Source organism: Bacillus pumilus (assembly GCF_003431975.1).
In the GTDB taxonomy this organism is placed as follows: Bacteria; Bacillota; Bacilli; order Bacillales; family Bacillaceae; genus Bacillus; species Bacillus pumilus_N.
On sequence record NZ_CP027116.1, the window covers coordinates 3407940 to 3430340 of the forward strand.

The following is a 22401-nucleotide window of genomic DNA, read 5'->3' on the forward strand; positions in this document are numbered from 1 at the left end:
ACGACCTTTTTCATTTTTCTTAACTATACCTTATCACCATTTTGGCCTGTTTCGTCAACTTCTATTTTTAAATCTGGGTATTGTAACATATCAATATTGACCTTGCCTGGCTGGTAGTTAACAATTGGTTTATGAGGTGTTGCCTCTATAATAGCTTTTTGAGGCTCGACATCAATTTCAACCTCAGATGGCTGATAGTGAATTTTCACACTAAAGAATGAAGGAATCACGCCGATGTTGAATTGTTTAGCTGGAGGGCTGCCATTGATCTTGGCAAATTCAGCTATCGCACTCCCACCATTCTCGATCTTGATGAGTTCACTTCCTTCTTCTGCTCTTCTGCCCATTCCTTCTCCAACAGCACGTTTTCCTTCAGCAGCCCATTCCTCAGAACGTCTAAAAATCGACTTGATATCCATATCGGCAAATGCCTCAGATTGATCTATTGTTAGTTTTGATGGTGTCCTTTTGATACTCATGACAGCTCTAGGCTGCTGAATCTCAAGGTCCGCTCTTGGCTGCTCTACTTCTTGCCGGGAAGGAGTTGTCGACATTTGCAGCTTTGCATAGGTTTGCTGCATTAACAATCTAGGGATTTGCATATAGGTTCACCTCCATGATGCAAAAAAGCACCCGACGGATGCTTTTTATTATCTTAAGAAATCAACAAGTGTTGGCTGAATGACTTTAGCTGTTGTCGCTAGAGCAGCTCTATTCACCGTCTCTTGTTGAAGAAGATCAAGAATCGCTTTCTCACTTTCAACGTCTTCATTATCTGATTTAGCATTTTTCAATACTTCGAATTGTGAAGTCAAACGGCTGTCAACTAAGTCAATACGATTTGAACGAGCTCCTAGATCCGAGCGCTCGGCACTCATTACTTCTTTAAACGCATCGATACTTCCTAACGCATCATCAGAATTCGGGAACGTTCCATTTTTCAATGAGTTTTCTAAATCCGTTAGCATTTCGATCACATTTTGGCCGCTGGCAGACTGTCCACCAAACGCTGCGATTGGATTTGAGTTCACATTTAAAGTGATACCATCAGAAATGTTCGATTGAACAGTATCAGCATCTGTATAGTTTTCAAAGTTAAATGTAAACGTACCATCTGCGTTCTCGACAACTGGTTTGACATTTGTATTTGTTCCATTAAATACAAACTTACCTAACATCTGAGTGTTCATCGCATCAATGATTTGTTTTTTCATCTGACCAATTTCTACTCCGACAGCTGCTAAATCTTCGGGCTGCTTTGTCCCGTTAGCCGCATCAAGCACTTTATCACGTACATTTGACATGATATCAATGATTTCAGTAACACTTGTTTCAGAAGTATCAATCCAGTTTTGTGCTTCATTTAAGTTTTTTTGATATTGTTCATTTCTAAACATAGCAGTACTATATTGAAGGCTTTTTACTGCTGCAACAGGATCATCGGACGTTTTAGTGAAACGTTTTCCTGACTGTGCCTGCTCATTAATTTTAGAAAGCTTTTCATAACTTTTACTAATGTTGCGAAGTGAGTTTTGAGAAATCATACCTTGTGTGACTCGCATTAGTTAACCCTACCTTCCTACGACACCCATGCCGTTGATGACTTTATCCAATACTTCATCTTGTAATGTCATAATTCTCGCCGCTGCATTATATGCATGCTGGAATTGGATCATATTCGTCATTTCCTCATCAATGGAAACAGAACTCGTTGACATTCTCCGTTCATTGGCTGAATTAACAAGAGCTGCTGAACTGCTTTCGAGCGTCATATTCTTTTTCCCTTGTATTCCCATTTCAGCAATGACATTTTGATAGTAATCTTGAATCGTCGTTGTATTGCCGCCAATTGGTAACTTTAAGTCTTGTATATTTGCTAATTTCGTAGCATTCGAACCGTCACCTTGTGTTTGATTGAGAGACGCTGCAATATTATCTGTTGATGCTAAAATGACATCGCTCACTTTAATACGCGCTGCTAAGCCTTTATTCAATTCATTGTTATTCTCAATATCAAAGAAGTCTTGTCCACTTGTGCCATCTAACGTATATCCTTGCTTATGCACATCGTTAAAAGTATCCATGAATACTTGTGCTACTTCATCTAGCTCTGCTAGCATATCTGGATACATACCTTGTTCAGCACCATTTGACATGTAGCCATAAGCCTCCACAAGTGCTTTCACCTTACCATTCACTTGCAGCTGATCAGCTGCAATGGTTGTTGTTCCGAATTGAAGTGAGTTAACAAGTCCCGTCGTATTATCATAGGAAAGTTGCAACTCAGACTTTTCGTTCGTAATACCATTCAAAATCGTCCCAGCAGTTTGTCCATTTGCACCGATAATGTCGATGTTGACAGTTCCTTCAGCAATTTTAAGTGCATTACCGCCAGAAGGATTATAGCTCACCTTAATATCAACAAGTGAAGATAATTGATCCACCAAAGCATCACGCGTATCATAAAGATCGTTCGGAAGGTATCCATTTGGCTCAACGGTTGCAATCTGTTTGTTCACTTCATCTATTTGAGATAAAATAGTGTTCACATTTTTGGCTGTTGAATCAAGTTCTGTTTTTAAATTCTTTTGTATCGTTGTTAAAGAAGAATTAAGTAGACGGAATTGATCTACTAAAGCCTGTGCACTTGTTTTAACAACTGTACGCGCAGAAGCTGTATCAGCATTTTTTGATTCTGATAAGACCTGTAATGATTTCCAAAGGTTATCAAAAGCTCTGTTCAAGCCTTCATCCGTCAAATCATTCATAACCCCCTCCATTTGTGAAAGGGCATCAGACTTTGCTGAGTAGTAAGACAAGTTGTTGTTATGATCTCTGAATTGCAGATCTAAAAAGCTGTCTCTAATTCTTTCTACAGTTCCAACTTGGACACCTGTCCCCATTTGACCATACGTCTTGCCGTCATAAACTGAAATGACTGGATAAGGATTATCTGCTTTAAAGGTAACTCTTTGTCTTGAGTAGCCATCCGTATTTGCATTGGAGACGTTGTTTGATGTGACATAAAGCCCTGCACGTTGGGCTGTGATTCCTCTTTTTGCCGTTTCTAGTCCCATGAATGTAGAACCCATTGTTATCCTCCTTGTTTACGCCTTTGAATCAAACAAAGCCCTCTGCTGTTTAGGCTTTGAACTCTCAAGACCATTTTGTCCGTAATTCATATTTTCTTTGTTAGGGTTAACGAGATCGAATGTCAGTGAAATAAATTGAAGTGACTGCTGGATGAGCTGTTTGTTCAGTTCATTTACATCTTTCAGTTCCACCATGATGTCATTTAATTTGTCATATAACGAAATGAGCTCTTCTTGATCCGTACCTTCAGCCTTTTCGATACACGCGGTGATGGTTGGCGGTTGATCATTTTGCAAAAATTGAACTGTCGCTTCAATACGTTTTTCTTCTAATTGAGAAATGGCCTGAATATATTTTTGCTCTAAATTCAGAACCTCTGAAAGAGCATTAATCTCATTACTTTTCAGTATTTCTGTTTTATCCTTTGACAGCTCTAAAAGCTGTTCATGCAATCCATAGAGACGATGCAGCTCTTCAATAATTATTTTAACTGACATTCACGCTACTCCCTTTTGTTATTGTTGTTTATAAAAATTGAGCATTTTATCTGCTATGCCTTTTGTATCTACTTGATATGTTCCGGCTTCAATGCTTTTTTTAATTTGTTCTATTTTATCTTGACGTTCTTTCATAATACTCGGCACCTTTTGCATCTCGATTGCCTTTTTAGAAATTTCGACTTTATCAGTTGATTTTGCTTGATTTGATTGCAACGTTTGTTTCTCATATGTTTTCTTGTAAGGATTTACTGGTTGTGTTCCATATCGATTAATTTTCACGGGATTCCTCTCGCTTTCCGTTACAGTCTGTCTTGATTCTATCCATTTTATCGACCAAACTGCAACTTAGTTTAGGGAATCAGTCGTTTTTAGGATTAATGGCATAATAGGTGTCTTTTTTCCTAGATTCAATCTCCCTTTTACGCTCATCTTCTTGGTTCATTTGGCTGATTTGCGAATGAATATCCTGTTCACATTGGCTGCACAGCTTGTTTTTCCTGATCGGTTTGCCACATCTTTCACAAGGATAGTTAATATTCGGAAATTGACTAATTTGAAGTCTTTTCAAACGAATAAATTTCAAAATTAATTCTTCATCAACTTCTGTTGCATCTACTATTTCAGCAATGGTTGATTGTCTATTACTTTGCTTTCTCAAGAATTTATAAACGATATCAAAAGAACGTTCTTCTTCTTCGAAGCATTTGTTACAAACCGTTTGGATGGTGGTTTTTAGAAATAGCTGATTACATTGTGGACAGTTTGCCAATTGATTCATAACCAAAACCCCTTACGTTATTTTCTTTTCTTATTATCGGTTAATTATCATAATTTTTAACTACGAATCAACGTAAAAGAGGAAACACTTTTGGCACCTGCTTCTTTTAAAATTCTTGCCGCATCATAAATAGTCGCCCCCGTTGTATAGATATCGTCAATTAAAATGATATTCCTTTGTACAATCCCATCTGTCTGCTTAATTTGAAACATTCCTTTTTGATGTAAGCGTTCATGTTTCTTTTTCTTGGACTGCTTGCTTTGATGTACTTTTACAAGTGGTTGCAATATGGGCTGACCAATCAAAGAAGCAAGTATGACGGACTGATTAAATCCTCTTTCCTTTAGCCTATCATTACTTAATGGAATTGGGATCAGTACAGATTCTTTGAATGAAAAGGAACGCTTAAAGGCTACTTGTACATCACGTTTAAAAAGCTCGGCTAAAGCCGTATCACCACGAAATTTAAAGCGTGTAAGGACATCTTTCATCAAATCGTTGTAAGCATAAACAGATCTATTTTTCTCAAGTACTTGATGAGAGTCAGAGCGGTTTTTCCATATGGAACAGTCTAGACACAAATGATCATTTGACTGTGCCCTGCCGCAAGTTGGACAAATCGGTTGTTGAATTTTCACTAGATGATGCTTACATGCTACACAAAGACGATTATCATTTAATAGTAGTAATGATTTCCATGTAAAAGTCGCAACAAAATGCCCCTCACAAATTAGGCAGATCAATTGATTTCCTTATTTATTGGCAGTCGATTTTCGCATCTTGGAAAAGTGGTGACCTTCGAAGCGGCTTCTGTCAGAATGACCAGCATGGCCGTATTCTTCTGTTTATCCACCATCTCGGATTTACTGTAAGATATTTTATCGATATCGGTTATATACTGAGGTTTCACTTGATTCAGTGAAATCGCTAATACATCTTCTATACACTTTTCACAGTGACAAATCATGTTTAATTGGTTGAGATATTGATAGAGGATTTCCTTGAGTAGTATTTCTTTTGCATTGAGCAGCATATTTTGTCTCTCCTGCCATTTGTGTATTGTGAATATAATGTACCATGATTTAGTTGAGCCCACACTCTTTTTCAGCCGAATCATTCATTTTTACAATATGCTTCTTTGCTTGTTTCATACTTCTCGTTAAGCCAAAATGAAAAAAGTACACATCCCCATTAAAAAAATCCGGATGTCTTCCTGCTCTACCAGAAATCTGGACAAGTGCACTCTCTGTAAAGATAGTAGATTCCGCACCTAGCACCCCTACTTGAACGTTAGGAATAGTGACGCCTCTTTCTAGAATTGTGGTAGTAACTAATACATCATAAGCGTCATCTCTGAAGTGCTGGACCTTTTGTTTCCTATCTTGATCATCAGCAGACACCCCCTCTACATTTAGTCGGTGTTCTCTAAGAATCTTCGTTACCTTCTTCATGATAGAAATAGAAGGAACAAAAAGTAAAATCCTTCTCTTCTTTGTGATATGCTTCTGCATCCAAGTCAGGACTTTAGCTGGGAGCCGGTTCTTCTTTAATTTCTTTTTCCATTGTCCAATCCATTGAAAGGACGGGATAGGTAAGGGTTTCTGGTGAAAACGTTGAGGGATTTTTGTCGCTTCCAGTTGTCCTCGAGATACATCTTTTCTCATTTTCTTAGACGGCGTCGCACTTAAATAAACCGTCATCCCTTTCTTTCTCATTGCTTTTATCACAGCAAAATGAAGACGTTCATCGATTGAATAAGGAAAGGCATCAACTTCATCTATAATGAGCAAATCAAATGCATTTTTGTATCTCAGCAACTGGTGAGTTGTAGCGATCACTAGCGGTGCGATTTGGAATCTTTGAGGACTTCCTCCATAAAGGACAGCTATATTCAATTCTTTAAATGCTTTTTTAAGCCGCGGCTCTAGTTCAAGAACAACATCTGTCCTAGGTGTCGCAATACAGACGTTCATTCCTTGATGCAAAGCAAATTCAATTCCATGAAAGAGTACCTCTGTTTTCCCTGCTCCGCAAACCGCCCAGATGAGTAGATCATATTTGTTTTTTATCGCTTCGATCATTTTATCTGATGCTCTTTTTTGACCTTTAGACAGGTCTCCATACCATGTTAATTTGGTGTGACATGTTTCTTTCATTTGTGGGCCCGTCCATTCATAAAGGAATCCACATTCCGTTGATTTCCCCATCATGATACATGATCTACAGTACACACAATCTTTTTGACATACGTCACACGGGGAGAAAGCAAAGTACCGCTTGTGAGAGACACCACACCTGCCACAAGTAAGACCATTTGCTGTTCTCTCAATGGCAGGTGTTCGAATGACGAAACCGTTCTCCTCCAGCCATTCCAAATCGGACTGTGAACACCTTGTTTCAACGGTAAGAAGTTGTCGTGATTGCAGCTGCCGTCCTAATTCCATTGCTTTGTCCATGTTCAACTTCACCAAACACCTTTCAACTGATGTGAGCCTATTATGTACAAAAACGCGACCTTCCGTCCAACAGCTAAAATAGAAAAATAAAACCCCTTTTCTATGAGAAAAGAGGTTTTTTAAGATTTATCTAATCACCCAGCCAAGAGCTAAAGAGCCTTCACCTAGATGTGTACCAATCACGGCACCAAAGTAGCTTTTATAAAATTCAACATGAGGATACTTTTCTGATAAGTATGCGATTAGTTCATCTGCTTCTTCTTCTCTATTACCATGTATCAGCGTTGCTCTCATAGGGACACCACGCGATGCATCTTCATCAAATAATTCAAAAATACGTGAAATGGCTTTTTTCCGTGTACGAATCTTCTCAAAAGGGACAATTAGCTTGTTGTCAAAATGCAATAAAGGCTTTACCTTTAAGATGCTTCCAATAAAAGCCTGAGCACCATTTAATCTGCCGCCTCTTTGTAAATGAGTTAAATCATCTACCATAAAATAAGCTCTCTGATTTTCCTTCAGGTGATTGAGATGGGCTATCACTTCTTCTGGAGAAGCACCACCTTGAATTTTTTCAGCAGCTTCTATCACATAAAAACCTTGAGCCATACAGCTAGTTTCTGTATCAAATGGATAAATGTCAATTCCGTCAACCAGTTCATTCGCTGAGGCCGCACTATTATATGTTCCGCTAATTCCACTTGAAAGATGGATACTAATCACAGCATCATATGTTTCACTTAGTTTTTCATATAATTCTATAAGTTCACCGAAAGCAGGCTGAGAGGTTGTTGGAAGATCTTTATGTTTCTTGACTTCTTCATAATATGTCTTCCAATCCATTTCTACTTCTTCACGGTATGATTCAGTGCCAAAGATGACATTCAGAGGGATCATATGAATATGATGTTTATCACGCAGTTCTTGTGGTATATAAGCAGTACTGTCTGTTACAACGGCTATTTTCATTCTTAAATACCTTCCTTATTCGTTAAGTTGCTCTTTTTTATTTTAAAAGAATGATGATTGTTTTTCATTAGATTTATAATAGTAATCAAAAAAGCCTGCCTAATCAATAGGCAAGCCCGTTATATCCGAAAAAGACTCCTTACCTGCCTATCATTTCTCTCCAACTTGCATGTGAGAGAACCAAAAACAGGCGGAAAAGGAGTGCTTGTCCGGAACATTATCTCATTTCTACCCAACCGTTTTTAATCGCTACAACAACAGCTTGTGTACGGTCATTTACATTCATTTTTTGTAAAATGTTACTCACGTGGTTTTTGACTGTTTTCTCACTAATAAAGAGCGACTCACCAATTCCTCTATTGCTCTTTCCGTCAGCTAACATTTGCAGTACTTCACACTCACGTCTTGTTAAGATATGAAGTGGTCTGCGAATTTCAGGATATACCTCGTGCTGTGGATGTGCTGAAACACCACTAGTCGCTAGGCGTCTGAATTCATTTACTAAGTTATGAGTCACTTTCGGATGTAAATAAGATCCTCCGTCAGCTACGACTTTCACTGCTTCAATGAGCGTGTCTGCATCCATTTCTTTTAACAGGTAACCTCTTGCACCTGTTTTCAATGCATGTGTCACATAGTTTTCATCGTCATGAATAGATAGAATAATGACTTTTGATTCGGGATAAAGCTCAACTAACTGCTTTGTAGCCTCCACACCATTTACATTCGGCATATTAATGTCCATAATGACAACATCCGGATGATAGTGCTCTACGATACGTGCAGCTTCGTCACCGTCGTCTCCTTCTGCAACTACTTCAAAAGTAGGTTCAAAATCTAAAATCCGTTTGACACCTTCACGGAATAATTGGTGGTCATCAATAATTACAATATTTACTTTAGTCACAAGCTACGCCTCCCCATGTTTATTGTTCTACACCTGAACTTTATGGTCAATATGTCTTTTGTCTCTATTTTACAATTTTATTTTGCAATGTTAATGGCACGCGAATCATGATGAATGTCCCTAGACCTATTTTAGAGTCTATCGTCATTTTACCTTCCAGTAAGTCTACGCGTTCTTTCATGCCAAGTAAACCGAAGGATTTGTTTTTGTTTGTTTTCACATCTTTCATATCAAAGCCTTTTCCATCGTCTTTGATAATTAACGTGACAAAGTCTTTCGTCACTTCTACTTTGACAGAGATTTCTTCAGCTTCAGAATGCTTTAGTGAATTTGTGACTGCTTCTTGGGCTAGTCTAAATAGTGCTACTTCAAATTGTGAAGCAATTCTTTCGCTTTCTGTATCCCCTAGGCATTGGAACTTAATCTTGGTTTTCCCATCATATTCTTCGATTGTGTTTAAATATTTTCTTAGCGTCGGAATGAGACCCAAATCATCTAAAGCCATCGGTCTTAAATCATAAATGATTCTTCTCACTTCGTACAGAGCATTTCGCACATTCTGTCTGAGACTTCTAATTTCTTTAAAGCCTTCTTCGGTACCTCGGTCTCTGAAAATCCGTTCAATTAACTCTGAGCGCATCATCACGTTTGCCAGCATTTGAGCCGGACCGTCATGAATTTCCCGGGACACCCTTTTGCGCTCCTCTTCCTGGGCTTCAATAATTCTAAGCCCAAAATCTTGCTTTGCTTGAGCATCTTCAAGTAAAACGCCGACTTGGCGTAAGTCCTGATTGAGATAGTTGAGAACAACTGTGATTTGACTCACAAGCGTTTCAGAGCGTTCAATGACGTCTTGCAGGCTTAATAATCGTCTTTCCAGATCGTCTCTTCTTTCTCTTAGCTGCTTTTCGCGCTGCTGGATCATGGTGAGTTCTACTTGCAGATTATGTGCTTTTTCGTAGGCCTCTCGTATTTCTTCTTCGCTAAATTTGTTGAAGTTTCTGCTGACCTCAGATAAGCGATTTCTAGCATGTCTCGTATGGACTTCTAGTTTATCCCCAAAATCAATCACTTCGTTTACTTGCTGCTTGATTTGCTTCAGCTCTTCTACTAGGCTTTCATATTGTTGACGGGACTGTTCGCCTATCCTAAATACTTCGTCCTTGCTGCCATCAACTGTACTTAGCATTTTCATGATGATTGAATCCAATAATTTCGGATCCATTTTTGGTGTTGTCATGGCTTTTCCCTCCCGTAACAGTGATGTCATCTTTTTTTATTATAAATGTCATTGATCTGCATTTTATGTCGAATTATAATGAAAGAATGCGTATAAATCATGAAGTTTTTATGACGACCCTTTTTCCGCTCCTATCATCATAACAAAATACGCTGTAAAATTCTAAAATCAATGCAAATTTTCTCTAGTCTTACAATTTGTTTTTCAGGAGGGTAAGTCGTTTGCTGAATCGCTATCTTACAGTAAAAAGTCGTGGCGAGCATGAGATCGTCATTGAAAAATCACGTTTTATTTGTCATATACAGCGTGCTGTCTCTGAAGAAGAAGCACAAGCATTTATACAATCCATAAAAAAACAACATTGGAATGCCACACATAATTGTTCCGCCTACCTCATTGGTGAACATGATCTGATTCAAAAAGCGAATGATGATGGTGAACCAAGCGGTACAGCAGGTGTGCCAATGCTCGAAGTGTTGAAAAAACGGAAAATGAAAGATACAGTTGTCGTGGTTACTCGTTATTTCGGCGGAATTAAGCTCGGCGCCGGTGGATTGATTCGTGCCTACGGAAAATCTGTATCAGAAGCCATCAATCATGTTGGAATGGTAGAACGCTGTTTAATGCGTACAATGCACACAACAATAGATTATACATGGCTTGGAAAGGTAGAGAATGAGCTTAGAGCCTCATCTTTTCAGTTAAAAGAAATTCATTATGCAGAAGATGTTATTTTTGAGACGTATGTAGAAGAAACACAAACAGCGCAGTTCATTGAATGGATGACTGAACTGACAAATGGAAAAAGCGTGACAAAAGAAGGCGAATTGATTTATTTAGAAAAGGACATTGGTCCGATAAAGGAGACAGATGAATGGCACAGCGAGTAAAAGTGCGTGTACGAAAGAAAAAGAGTAAGAAGAAAAAAATTTTCAAACGTATTCTGGTCTTATTTTTGCTTCTTATCATCTGCATGGGTGGATTTGCAGTATATAAAATAGTCAATACACTTCAAGCTGCTGACAAAACATATGATGAACTAAACCGCGGAGAGAAATCGAATCTTCGTGATGCTGTCATTGATATTAAGAAGAAACCTTTCTCTGTACTATTTGTTGGAATTGAGGATTATGCCACAAATGGTGATCATGGCCGATCAGATTCACTCATTGTCGCAACAATTAATCCGCAAGACAAAACGATGAAAATGGTTAGTATCCCTCGTGACACACGGGTACAGCTTGCAAGTGACACGACAGGAAACAAAGAAAAGATCAATGCAGCATTTGCTAAAGGTGGAAAAGACGAAACGATTGAAACTGTCGAACAATTCTTAAATATTCCGATTGATAAATATGCAACCGTTGATTTTGACGGATTCAAGGATGTCATTGATGAAGTAGGCGGAATTGATATCGATGTTCCATTTGACTTCAACGAAAAAAGTGATGTGAAAAAATCGAAAAAGATTTATTTCAAAAAAGGCAATATGCATTTAAACGGGGAAGAAGCACTTGCTTACGCTCGGATGAGAAAACAAGATCCACGCGGTGATTTCGGACGTAATGATCGTCAGAAACAAATTTTGCGCGCAATGATTGATCAAATGGCGAAGCCGAATAACATTGCCAACGTCGATAACATCGCTAAGGAAGTAAGTGATCACATTACGACAAATTTCCGTATTACAGAAGGTCTTGCGCTTCAGCAAATCTACAGCGGATTTAAAGGAGACGACACAGAAACACTTTCTATTAAAGGAACAGACAGTTACTTAGGTCCAAATCGAACGTATTACTTTGAGCCAGATCAAACCAATCTAGCTAACGTTCAAAATGAATTACGGACGCATTTAAAACTTCCTGCTGAATCTTCGCCGACTGAAACAGATACAGATTCACAAACCAATCCGTCCTCTGGTGAAACAGGGTCAAGTGATACAACTACCCCTTCGACCAACACACCTGGACAATAATAAAAACAGCCCAGTTCCAAGGAACGGGCTGTTTTTTTATTGTCTTTTGACCATTCGTTTATAGAATTTCGTAAATGGTTTGAACTCTTCGTTCACCAAACCCGTGACTTCCGCAATCACTTGCATAAACATCACCAGTAAAAAGATAATGATCAGCGATAGCCAGATCGTGACACTAGTCAGTAAAATGGCACTTAAACTAAAGACTAAGCCAATCATGTAAATGACGATGACCGCCATACGATGGGACAAGCCAAAAGCCATAAGTCGATGATGAATATGTGATTTATCAGGGGCTGAAATCGGCTGTTTGTTTAATATGCGTCTAATGATTGCAAAGGTCGTATCAAAGATAGGAACACCTAGAATGATTACGGGGACAACGACGCTAAATAGAGTGACACTTTTGTATAGCCCTAAAAGTGACAGTACCGAAATCATATAGCCTAAAAATAGTGAACCGGTATCCCCCATAAATATCTTCGCCGGATGAAAGTTGTAAAAGAGAAAGCCAATCGTACTGCCAATGACGACAAGAGATAAAGAAAGAATGAGAATCTTATCAGCAGAAAATGCCATCACTGCAATCGTTGATAAACCGATGACGGAAATACCGGCAGCCAGTCCATCAAGGCCGTCAATTAAATTAATGGCATTTGTGATACCGACAATCCATAGCACAGTTAGGGGATATGCCATCCAGCCTAACTCAATTCGATCAGTTAAGAAAGGAACAGAGAAAAAGTCCATTTTTAAGCCCGTGCTCACAATCAAACAAGCAACAAGAACTTGTACGAGAAATTTAAATTTTGCACTTAAATTATATTTATCATCAAATATACCTAAAACGACGATGAGTACGGCACCAACTGAAATTGCTGTAATTTTATTATGTAGAAACAGCCCGCCTGCTAATGCTCCAGCCGCTACCCCAATAAAAATTGCCAAACCGCCCATTCGAGGCATTACTTTATCATGAACTTTTCGTTTATTCGGCTGGTCCACTGCACCAATCTTAATTGCAAACTTTTTGACGATTGGTGTCACAATTAAAACTGTAGCCAGAGAGACAAAAAACGCTAATAAGGCGCGTTCGTAATCCATAGGTCAGTCTCCTTCTAAATTGAAATCTGTATTTTGTATATTGGCCGCTCTTTCCATTATACAATTGAATAGAGGATGATCACAAGCTCCCCCGGTGAAGAAGAAACAAATAAAAACGCACAATCCTGAATGAATTATGCGTTTTCTTTAATATTCGTTAGCTCTACCATGTTTGTGAACAGCGCGTGCCAATCTTTTTTCTTCGCACGGCTTTGTCTTAGATGTTTATATGTCATGTCGTCTTTTTTGCTGATCACTTTCAGACAGGCTTCTACGAAGAGCGCCGGATCTTCGCCCTCTAAATATTCATACACATCATTCTCTTTTAGCCTTTCCGTTGACGGGAGATTTAAACCGACAACCGGTATTCCAGCGGCTAAAAATTCATATAGCTTGAGAGGAAACACTGCTTGATTGTAAGGAGATTGTTTGTATGGCATCATCCCTACATCAATGAGCTTCATATAAGCAGGGACTTCTTCTGGTGCCACAGCACCTGTCCAAATGACATTTGGGAGTTTGAGTGCATGCTGAAAAGATGGATCTCCATTTGTTCCATCTGGACCGACAAATAAAAATGTCCAATCAGGCCGCATGCGAGCAGCTTCAGCTATCATGTCAAAATCGAGCTTCGGTTTAATTCCGCCAATAAAACCGAGGACGGTTCCTTCTCTTCCTTCCAGCACATCTTCTTTACATGGAAGATTGCTTTTCGCAAACACATCGTACTCGACGCCATTTTCTACTGTAAACACGTCTTTCGGTTCACCCATGAGGCGTTTCTTCATTTGATCGTGTAAGTATTGGGAAGAGCATGTAATGCTGTGTGCGTATTTAATGATTCGATTTTCTGCTTTGACAATGACACGCTGCCTCATATAAGAAAGAATGTTATGGTTGCCACTTATCGGCTCTCCCCATAGGTCACTGCAATCATAGACGATATGCTTCCATTCAAATAAAGAAGATAACAGCGGAAAGCCAGGAAACGTATACCATAAACAAACGTCGATCCCCTTCTTTTCCTCCTGCCGCAAATGCTCAAGAAGAGGGGACAATTTATGAATATAGAACATGTCTTGATATCGGCCAAAGCGAAATAATTTATTCTTGAGAACATCAGGAATAGTCAATTGCTTCATTCGATCCGTTATAGGCTGAAAGGGGGCTGAATGACGAGATGCTGATGGGCATACCCAGATGACCTCTTTCGTTTCTGGATCAGATGCTAGAAATTCTGCCAGCCGATGCCGTCTATATCTCAGGCCGTCCTGTCCCCATTCTCCTGTCGCTACGACAACATGTATGATCGAGTCTGCTTTCACCTGTATCACCTTTTTCCTCTTCTGTTTATAAACGCTTCTTCACAGCATTTGTCGCATAGTGCATAAAGCACCAAGACGCTTTGACAAAATGAAGCTGCTCAATTTCTCTGTAAACAAACCACGTTTTTTTCGCTGCTTTCCACTTGTTGCTAGAAATCGAGTTTCCAACGATGCGATATTCACTGAGTGGTTCGCTCATACCATAGGCTGTAAATCCTCTTTTTAATATAGACAGCCACGTAGCTAAGTCTTGTCTTGTGCGGATGTTTGGCATTTCTACATGTCCTACCTTCTCAAGATCAAGCATGACCGTTAAACAGCCAATAATGGTATTTTTCAAGGCTTCATTATAATTCAATCTCGCAGGGGCAGTGACGGTTTTTTCTAGTGGTTCCCCATTTTCTGCAATGATGTCATACGCCGTAAAGGTAAAGGCATAATCATTTGTCAGCATGAAGTCTACCTGTTTTTCGAGCTTCGTCTCTTTCCACTTATCATCGCTGTCTAAAAAAGCGATAAATCGCCCTTTTGCTTGTTTAATGGCAGTGTTTCTAGCAATGGCGGCTCCCCCATTTTCCTCTAAATAAATGACGTTGATTCTGTCGTCCGCTTGACTTAAATCCCCTAACAGCTTTCTAGTTCCATCTGTAGAACAATCATCTGCAATGATCAGCTCCCAGTTGGAATAGGTTTGGGCAAAAACGGAATGAACTGTATCCGTTAAATAACGTTCCGCATTATACGCCGGTGTAATAATGGATACTAACGGTTGATTGTTCACCTAAGACTCATCTCCAGTTCATCATTAAGATTCTTTGAACACTTCGGGTAAGACCACAAACATGAGCGAGATACTAAAGCCAATGACCAGTCCAAGTAGTGCGCGTTTTTTGGCTGACATGCCCTTATTGCCTTCATCAAGTACTTGGGCAGGATCGACAATCTTTGCCTGCTTCATGCCAAGCTTTGTAGACTCCAATTCATATAAGAATCGTTCTTTATCAACTTTGGAGTCATTACTGACAGATTCGTCTTCAAGAGCAGCTAATCTATTTTCAATGACCTGCTGCCTTTTTGTAAATAATGCTTTGTCTTGCTTGAGAAACGTTTCCGATACCTGCTTCACGACAGCCAAAGCACGTTCCTTATCGGCATCTGTGAAAGACAGCTGTAATTGTGTATCTGATTGGTTGGTAAGGATGAGACGAGTTTTCACATCCTGCCTTTCTTCTTCTTTCACATCACTGAGTGCTTCATTGAGAAAGGCGTCGCTTTTTAATAGAGATGTCACTTCTGCGATATTGTTATACACTCCATCATCATATTTACCAAGTGTGAGGGTAACTGCAGCTGTGTAGCTAGATTGCTGGGCTGTTCCTTTGGCAAAAAAGAAACCAAAAGCGCCTAATACGACAGGCAGCAGTATGAGCCATACGATATACTTTTTGATTCGCTTCGCTATTCTAGATATGAAACCAGACATGTTCATTCTCCCAACATTGACGTATTTGCTCTTTCACTAGTGTAGCCATACACACACAGCATCACACATGGTTTACCACAGCTTGAGTCGTTGTTTGTTTTTCAACATATTCACCGCTGCGATCACCAGCCCCAAAAAGACCCAGTGGAAATATAAATTTGAGACGGAACTAGGACTGATACTTGAAACGAGAAAGCTTAGCATGGCTGCAAACAACCCTTCAATGATCATTTTTGCCGATCTTGAGTCAGCCCATTGGTATTGTTTGTACAGTGTGAACATGAGATAGGCGTATACGGAGATATACCCCAGCATGATCGCAAATCCAAAATTCGTCATCACTTCTAGGAGCCAATTGTGCACTTCTACCACCTGGTCTGTATCAAAGATCGAAAAATGAGCTAAGTAGTAAGACACATTCCCCGCTCCGACCCCGAAACCGTATGAATTCGTAAAGAAGTGCCAAGCATTTTTGATCAAATTCGCTCTCGCAATGTTAGACGGGAGTGGTTCACTAAAAGAATGCGCGACCTGAGAAGCGAGAAACAAGTCGTAAAAGATCGAATAAATTTTGGCTGAAAAAACAGCGATACCGATGACTACCAGTCCGCTTGCTGCGATGATTGACCACTTTTTGAGAAAACGCGGCAGCAGCAGCCACACATAGATCGCCACTCCTGCAAATATGCCAAGCAAACTAGCTCGGGATTCGGTTAACAAAATGAGATACAGTGCGGCAATTGCGCCTAAAAATCCAAACACTTTGAGATAACCGTTTTTCATTTGGCGCATACACGCAAGATATAAGAAGAAACTAATCGATAAAAACGTCGCAAAGTCATTTTGATTAAAAAAGACAGATGTAGGATAGTGCTGTTTATACGCTGGTCCAAGATACAATGAGGTATTCGGTAAATGGTTCAACGTAAAGTGATTATAGAATCCAATCCCCATCACAAACACAGTCATGACCAGCCAAATGCTATAAAAAGTAACCACTTGATCCAGTCGCTGAATGTACATGACGATCAGAAAGACAAATCCCATCCCCATGGCAAGCAAAGACATATATTTCAGACCGTCTGTGACTGAATGGGCCCAGAGCAGTGAGATGAGCCCGTAAAGAAACCATGCAGCGAAAAAACCAAGAATTCCTTTGACACGAATCTGCTGCCACTGCGATATGTACGACCCCTTATCTCTCATCCGCCATAGGAATAAAGCAAAGACGGCGATGAGCATGATACGGTAAAGAAAAAGACTAAAGAACCCGGCACTAATAGAGAAGAATGCGTTGTTGAAAAAGGTCAATGCAATCAAAAGATAGATGGCTGACATGAAGATTTGCTCACCATTCATGTATAGCTTCATTAACACGAGAGCAGCAGACAGGATTAAAAGTATAACCGGAACAGCCACCATCTTCTTTAATCCGACAGGCTGGACGGATGCCATTTGTACAAGACCGATCCCCACCGCAAACAAAATACATCCAATCATGATTTGCCATGCTGTTTGTTTCACACTCATACCCATTTTCCTCCTAAGCAACCCATCCGATTTGAGGGATTAAGCCTTGACTTCCTGTTCATAGTAAGAAATGGTATGAGTCAAACCTTCCTGTAAACTCACAACAGGCTCCCATGCTAAGACTTGTTTCGTTTCCTCATTTGCCAATGTACTATGCACAATATCTCCTACACGCTGCGGCTTGTAAATTGGTTCAAGTTGTGACCTCGTCACCCGTTTCATTGTTTGAAACAGATCATTCACAGTGATCGAATCACCACACGAGATATTTAAACAAACGTTTGATTGAGCTGTTAAAGCCGCAACATTCGCTGCTGCAAGATCACCCACATAGATAAAATCTCTTGTTTGCTCTCCGTCTCCAAAAATGTAAGGAGCCTCATCCTTTGCAAATTTATCAGAGAAAATAGAGACAACCCCGCCTTCGCCAAGTGCATCTTGGCGCGGACCATACACATTGCTGTACCGAAGAATACAATAGTCTACATCATACAGTGATTTTGCCATTTCTAAGTAACGCTCTACTGTGAGTTTCGATAAGCCATAAGGCGAACCAGGCTTCAGCCTGTGAGCGGTGTCTACTGGTAGATACACTGGATCTCCATAGACAGCGGCCGATGAGGCAAATACCACTTTCTTAACACCAGCCTCTGAAGCAGCTTTGATCACATGCAGAGATCCTTTAATATTCACTTCTTCGTCATAAACGAAATCCTGAACGGAAACGGCTACACTCACTTGTGCGGCAAGATGAATAATATAATCCGGCGCGACTTGTTTAATGATTTCAACCGCTTCTGGTTTTGTTAAATCCTCTTCAATACATTGAACAGATAAATGTGCAATATTTTCCTTTCTACCGGTTGAAAAGTTATCAAGCACGATGGCCTCATATCCCTTTTCTATTAATTTTTCAACAGTATGTGAACCTATAAATCCACTACCTCCAGTTACCAATACTTTCTTCATCCAAGTTCCTCCTAAAATCAAGCTTCTAATAACATCTTAACATCCTGTACATGAGGACGACCGATCGAATGATAAATAAAACCGTTTTTTCTCATTTGTTCTGGTTCAAATATATTACGTCCATCAATGATAACTGGACGTTGAAGTAGTCTTCTGACTTTCTCCATATCCATTTTTAATACTTCTTCCCATTCAGTCAAGATTAAACAGGCATCTGAATGTTCTATTGTTTGATATAGATTGTCACTAAATATCGTTTGGTTCCCAAGGATCTTCTTCGCTTCTAAGTGAGCAATTGGGTCATACGCTTTTACATAAGCTCCTAGATCTTGCAGCATTGGAATAATATCAAGAGCAGGAGAGGATCTTAAATCATTTGTATTAGGTTTAAATGCCAATCCTAATACAGAGATCGTTTTTCCCTTTATGTCACCATAGACATCCATCAATTTCTTCACGAGATACGCTCGTTGATGTGTATTTGTTTCGACAACTGATTCAATTAGTTTAAAACGATAGCCTACTGTTTCAGCTATTTTTAATAGCGCCTTTGTATCTTTTGGGAAGCAGGAACCTCCAAACCCGACTCCCGCTTTTAAAAACTTTTGTCCAATTCGGCTATCTAGACCAACGCCTTCTGATACTTTCTCAACATCTGCACCCACCCGATCGCAAATATTGGCAATATCATTGATAAAAGAAATTTTGGTTGCAAGCATCGCATTTGCTGCGTATTTAATCATCTCTGCACTTTCTAGATTGGTTTCAACCACTACTGTTTGAAATGGTTCATGTAACTCCTTAATGATCTCCGATGCATGAGAACTTGTAGACCCTATGACCACTCGCTCCATACTCATCGTATCTTTAATAGCAGAGCCTTCTCTAAGAAATTCTGGATTTGATACAACGTCAAAGGGATATTTACTTCGTGAAGCTTTCTCTACTATGGCCTTAACAAGACGACCTGTGCCCACGGGAACCGTACTTTTATTCACAATGACTTTGTATCCATTTAGATGTTCACCAATAGTTTGAGCAACGGCTTTTACGAACGTTAAATCTGCTTCTCCCTGTGGTGTCATCGGTGTTCCTACAGCAATATAGATAATCTCTGATTCCCGGATAGCAGCAGGAATATTGGTTGTAAAAAGCAGTCTTCCTTCTTCTGTATTCGTTTCAATCAATTCCTTTAAACCCGGTTCATAGATGGGAACGACTCCGCTTTTTAAGCTGTTGATTTTTGATTCATCAATGTCACAGCAGATGACACGATTTCCGATATCAGCAAAACAAGTACCCGATACTAACCCGACATACCCTGTTCCAATCACAGCAATTTTCTTCAATATTTTTCATCCTCTCAGTAAAAGCATATTGTCCGTTCCAAGCTGTTTATCTACCATTCTTTGCACATTTCATCTTGTTTAAACGATGGATGTTGATTGGGTAAGCACCTTTTCATATTGCTGAATGAGACGCTTCGTATTATTAGCTGATGAATATTCTATCTGGACGATTTCATGAAGATCGCTTTTCACTTGCTCATTCCATCTGTTTTCATAAAGGTAGGCGTGAATGGCCTCTTTTAGCTGACTTGTCGAACGTGGTTCAACGAGCAGGTGTTGATAGGTAGAAAATAAGGATGGGAGTCCACCAACCCGTGTCGCAATGACAGGTACTTTTAAAGCAAGCGCCTCAAGGACGACGGTTGGCATTCCTTCACTATAGGATGGAAGTGCAAACACATCAGCTGCCATTAAGTAGTCTTTCACACTCTCATTCGGCACTTGCCCTGGCAGTAAAATGGATTCCCCTACCCGTTCTGCCAGCTCCTTTGCAAGGGGGCCTTTTCCGACAAAGACTGCTTTCACACCATCCATGCCGCTGACAGCATCAGCTAATTCAAGCAGGCCCTTCTCTTTGACTAAACGCCCGACGAAAACAATGAGCTTGTCGTGAAGCGGTAACCCTAACTGCCTTCGGATGTCTTCTTGATTCTCTTTCCCTTTAGAAAATGATTGGAGCGGGATACCAAGCGGAAGACATTGCGCTTCCACCTTTGTCATATCATTTGTCTTTTTAGCAAGCTCCTCGCTCACTGTCAGTACAGTAGCTGCCTGTTTCACCGCCCTTTCAAAGGCTGCATGTGCCCCTTTGCTATAGCCCGGATACACATTCACATCACTGCCATGTAAGGTCAAAAGATACGGGATATGCGCTTCTTTTTGAATGACAGCAGCTGCTCCGCCAGACGGCATTGCAAAGTGCGCATGGATAAAATCTGGTGACAGCTGATAACGCTGCATAGCGCCGAGAACAGAAGCCGCGATTCGTTTACTCGGCTGTGCCCATTTCAACTGTCCAGGAATCGCTGTATAGTGCGGTCTGTATACCGTCACTCCGTTTCTCTTTTCCTGTTCAGGCAAATCTTTTTTCTGCCGATAGGATGCCTTCAGCATGCGTAAAACCGGTGGATTGACTGGATTTGGACAAATGACGGTCACTTCTATTCCTTGTTTGAGCAGCTCCTGCACCTGCGTTTCATGGAACACGCCTTCACTTGGATGTTTTTCGCTAGGATATACACTTGTCAGCCACAGCACCTTCATGACGAACGACCTCTTCTCGATAATTTATCTGCCACCTGCGGATACATTTTGATGAGCAGCAAGCCATACAATACAGCACTGACACAAACCGTCAGTAGTAATTGAAGGAAAATATCCACTGACGTCAGCTTCATTCCTTGATGCAAGAAAACCGCACAGACAGCCATGAGCAACGTCATAACAGCAGGCTTGCCAAGTGAGTTTAAATACACCTTCATATCTAGCTGAATGACATACGCCATGAGCCATCTGCCGACAATAAAGTTGAGCAGGCTGACACCTGAGTAAACCCAAGCGACCGTGAGCAGACTCCCTGTGCTAACACCAGCATATAAGGCGCATCCATACACAAGAAGCATCCCCGTATCCCAATAAAAGGCTAAATCTGCTCTCCCTTTGGCAAGGAGGATGGATCCATTTGGATTCATCAGCACTCGCAGAAGGCCGACAATGCACAAAATGTTAAGAACCGGAACGGCTACGAGCCATTTCTCGCCAAACACTACTTCTATAAAGCTATCTGATACGGCAGCAAGGCCGATTAATAATGGAAAACTAATCAGTGCGAGCATATTCGTCATACTGAGAAAGCCCTCTCGCAGCATGGAGTGATCACGCTGACTTTTTGCAAAAATAGGGAAAGCCACTCTCGTCACGATTGGGTTAATCTTCAGCACAGGAATCGTCACAATTTGATACGCCAAGCTGTAAATACCTAATGCCTCGGCTCCTAGAAATCGGCCGATTAAAATCATGTCGATGTTCGATCCTGCTCGATTGACTAGTCTGGATGCAAGCTGGAATGCACCGAATGAGAAAAATTCTTTCACTTCCCCTAATGCAAAAACGGGGGCTGGCCGCCACTTCTTCCAATAAGCTGCTGCATACATGAGTCCTTTTCCTGATTGCAGCATCACTTGAGAAATAACATAAGCAACAATCGGGTTGATGAAGAAGGCCAAAGCGAGTAAAACAAACAGCGATATCAAGGTTGCAATGGCTTCAATGGTACTTAATGTTTTAAAGGCTAAATCCTTTTGCATCATATACTGGTATTGCTGTCCAATTGGTGCAATCAGAAACATGATCGATAATAGTTTGAGCAGTCCCTCTAGCTCTGGCCTGCTATAGAAGGCTGCAATCATCGGACTTACTAGAATAAGTAAACAAAATAAGACAATTCCTGTGAGCAAGTTGATCCAATATAATGTAGATAGTTGTCGTTCTGTTGCTTGTTCCTTTTGAATGATCGCTGCCCCAATCCCTAGATCAAGCAAAATCTGCGTAAATATTGTGACAGTTGTGATCATACCAACGAGTCCAAACTCCTTCAGTGACATCACATTCCCTAAGAAAGCGAACTGTGCCATTTGGATGATCGTAATGATGAATGCGGACAAGCTTGTCCATTTCGCCCCGCCTAGCATGCGTTTTTTCATACTTGCCATTTCTCTTCCCTA

General features: G+C 40.2%; 23 protein-coding genes. 2 read left to right on the forward strand and 21 right to left on the reverse strand.

Annotated elements, in window-relative coordinates:
• Nucleotides 1–23: 23 nt before the first annotated feature.
• The 12 genes from C5695_RS17730 to C5695_RS17785 all read right to left on the reverse strand — a co-directional run bounded on the left by C5695_RS17730 (nucleotide 24) and on the right by C5695_RS17785 (nucleotide 9943).
• On the reverse strand, nucleotides 24–602 hold the full coding sequence (locus C5695_RS17730) for a DUF6470 family protein (RefSeq protein WP_117732068.1): 579 nt from the start codon (nucleotides 600–602) through the stop codon (nucleotides 24–26).
• Between the two features lie 48 nt (nucleotides 603–650).
• Nucleotides 651–1562, reverse strand: coding sequence for a flagellar hook-associated protein FlgL (gene flgL, locus C5695_RS17735; RefSeq protein ID WP_117732070.1), 912 nt, complete (start codon nucleotides 1560–1562; stop codon nucleotides 651–653).
• A 9-nt stretch (nucleotides 1563–1571) separates the two neighbouring features.
• Entirely contained in the window at nucleotides 1572–3092 is a 1521-nt protein-coding gene (flgK, locus tag C5695_RS17740) for a flagellar hook-associated protein FlgK (RefSeq protein ID WP_117732072.1), read from the reverse strand.
• 15 nt (nucleotides 3093–3107) lie between these two features.
• The gene (locus C5695_RS17745; RefSeq protein WP_117732074.1) at nucleotides 3108–3590 is read right to left on the reverse strand and encodes a flagellar protein FlgN; all 483 of its coding nucleotides are present in this window, start codon (nucleotides 3588–3590) and stop codon (nucleotides 3108–3110) included.
• Between the two features lie 18 nt (nucleotides 3591–3608).
• Nucleotides 3609–3872, reverse strand: coding sequence for a flagellar biosynthesis anti-sigma factor FlgM (gene flgM / locus C5695_RS17750; protein WP_117732076.1), 264 nt, complete (start codon nucleotides 3870–3872; stop codon nucleotides 3609–3611).
• A 79-nt stretch (nucleotides 3873–3951) separates the two neighbouring features.
• On the reverse strand, nucleotides 3952–4371 hold the full coding sequence (locus C5695_RS17755; RefSeq protein ID WP_117732078.1) for a TIGR03826 family flagellar region protein: 420 nt from the start codon (nucleotides 4369–4371) through the stop codon (nucleotides 3952–3954).
• Nucleotides 4372–4427: 56 nt separating this feature from the next.
• The gene (locus tag C5695_RS20705; protein WP_336470382.1) at nucleotides 4428–5009 is read right to left on the reverse strand and encodes a ComF family protein; all 582 of its coding nucleotides are present in this window, start codon (nucleotides 5007–5009) and stop codon (nucleotides 4428–4430) included.
• Between the two features lie 101 nt (nucleotides 5010–5110).
• On the reverse strand, nucleotides 5111–5404 hold the full coding sequence (locus C5695_RS17765; RefSeq protein WP_117732082.1) for a late competence protein ComFB: 294 nt from the start codon (nucleotides 5402–5404) through the stop codon (nucleotides 5111–5113).
• Between the two features lie 49 nt (nucleotides 5405–5453).
• On the reverse strand, nucleotides 5454–6833 hold the full coding sequence (locus C5695_RS17770) for an ATP-dependent helicase ComFA (RefSeq protein ID WP_272866845.1): 1380 nt from the start codon (nucleotides 6831–6833) through the stop codon (nucleotides 5454–5456).
• A 120-nt stretch (nucleotides 6834–6953) separates the two neighbouring features.
• Nucleotides 6954–7796 carry a DegV family protein gene (locus tag C5695_RS17775; protein ID WP_117732084.1) on the reverse strand — a complete coding sequence of 281 codons (843 nt, stop codon included), beginning with the start codon at nucleotides 7794–7796 and terminating at the stop codon, nucleotides 6954–6956.
• 217 nt (nucleotides 7797–8013) lie between these two features.
• A complete protein-coding gene (gene degU, locus C5695_RS17780) occupies nucleotides 8014–8703 on the reverse strand; it encodes a two-component system response regulator DegU (RefSeq protein ID WP_008348273.1) in 690 nt (229 codons plus the stop codon).
• Nucleotides 8704–8767: 64 nt separating this feature from the next.
• Entirely contained in the window at nucleotides 8768–9943 is a 1176-nt protein-coding gene (locus tag C5695_RS17785) for a two-component sensor histidine kinase DegS (protein ID WP_117732086.1), read from the reverse strand.
• Nucleotides 9944–10164: 221 nt separating this feature from the next.
• Between C5695_RS17785 and C5695_RS17790 the strand changes: the two genes are divergently transcribed.
• Both C5695_RS17790 and C5695_RS17795 read left to right on the forward strand, forming a co-directional pair.
• The gene (locus C5695_RS17790; protein WP_117732088.1) at nucleotides 10165–10833 is read left to right on the forward strand and encodes a YigZ family protein; all 669 of its coding nucleotides are present in this window, start codon (nucleotides 10165–10167) and stop codon (nucleotides 10831–10833) included.
• Nucleotides 10818–11918: an LCP family protein gene (locus C5695_RS17795; RefSeq protein WP_117732090.1), complete on the forward strand. Its 1101-nt coding sequence runs from the start codon at nucleotides 10818–10820 to the stop codon at nucleotides 11916–11918. Before C5695_RS17790 ends, C5695_RS17795 begins: the two co-directional genes overlap by 16 nt.
• Before the next feature lie 36 nt (nucleotides 11919–11954).
• On the opposite strand, the gene C5695_RS17800 is transcribed toward C5695_RS17795, so the two are convergent.
• The 9 genes from C5695_RS17800 to tuaB all read right to left on the reverse strand — a co-directional run bounded on the left by C5695_RS17800 (nucleotide 11955) and on the right by tuaB (nucleotide 22389).
• Nucleotides 11955–13022: a glycosyltransferase family 4 protein gene (locus C5695_RS17800; RefSeq protein ID WP_117732092.1), complete on the reverse strand. Its 1068-nt coding sequence runs from the start codon at nucleotides 13020–13022 to the stop codon at nucleotides 11955–11957.
• A gap of 134 nt (nucleotides 13023–13156) precedes the next feature.
• Nucleotides 13157–14356: a teichuronic acid biosynthesis protein TuaH gene (tuaH, locus tag C5695_RS17805; protein ID WP_117732094.1), complete on the reverse strand. Its 1200-nt coding sequence runs from the start codon at nucleotides 14354–14356 to the stop codon at nucleotides 13157–13159.
• Between the two features lie 16 nt (nucleotides 14357–14372).
• Nucleotides 14373–15128 carry a teichuronic acid biosynthesis protein TuaG gene (gene tuaG / locus C5695_RS17810; RefSeq protein WP_117732096.1) on the reverse strand — a complete coding sequence of 252 codons (756 nt, stop codon included), beginning with the start codon at nucleotides 15126–15128 and terminating at the stop codon, nucleotides 14373–14375.
• Between the two features lie 24 nt (nucleotides 15129–15152).
• Nucleotides 15153–15830, reverse strand: a complete 678-nt coding sequence (tuaF, locus tag C5695_RS17815; protein WP_117732099.1) for a teichuronic acid biosynthesis protein TuaF — start codon at nucleotides 15828–15830, stop codon at nucleotides 15153–15155.
• A 72-nt stretch (nucleotides 15831–15902) separates the two neighbouring features.
• The gene (gene tuaE, locus C5695_RS17820; protein ID WP_117732101.1) at nucleotides 15903–17360 is read right to left on the reverse strand and encodes a teichuronic acid biosynthesis protein TuaE; all 1458 of its coding nucleotides are present in this window, start codon (nucleotides 17358–17360) and stop codon (nucleotides 15903–15905) included.
• A gap of 39 nt (nucleotides 17361–17399) precedes the next feature.
• Nucleotides 17400–18329, reverse strand: coding sequence for an NAD-dependent epimerase/dehydratase family protein (locus tag C5695_RS17825; RefSeq protein WP_117732103.1), 930 nt, complete (start codon nucleotides 18327–18329; stop codon nucleotides 17400–17402).
• Nucleotides 18330–18346: 17 nt separating this feature from the next.
• Nucleotides 18347–19681 carry a UDP-glucose 6-dehydrogenase TuaD gene (gene tuaD / locus C5695_RS17830; RefSeq protein ID WP_117732105.1) on the reverse strand — a complete coding sequence of 445 codons (1335 nt, stop codon included), beginning with the start codon at nucleotides 19679–19681 and terminating at the stop codon, nucleotides 18347–18349.
• 75 nt (nucleotides 19682–19756) lie between these two features.
• On the reverse strand, nucleotides 19757–20941 hold the full coding sequence (gene tuaC / locus C5695_RS17835; RefSeq protein ID WP_117732107.1) for a teichuronic acid biosynthesis protein TuaC: 1185 nt from the start codon (nucleotides 20939–20941) through the stop codon (nucleotides 19757–19759).
• Nucleotides 20938–22389: a teichuronic acid biosynthesis protein TuaB gene (gene tuaB, locus C5695_RS17840; protein WP_117732109.1), complete on the reverse strand. Its 1452-nt coding sequence runs from the start codon at nucleotides 22387–22389 to the stop codon at nucleotides 20938–20940. Before tuaB ends, tuaC begins: the two co-directional genes overlap by 4 nt.
• Nucleotides 22390–22401 lie beyond the last annotated feature (12 nt).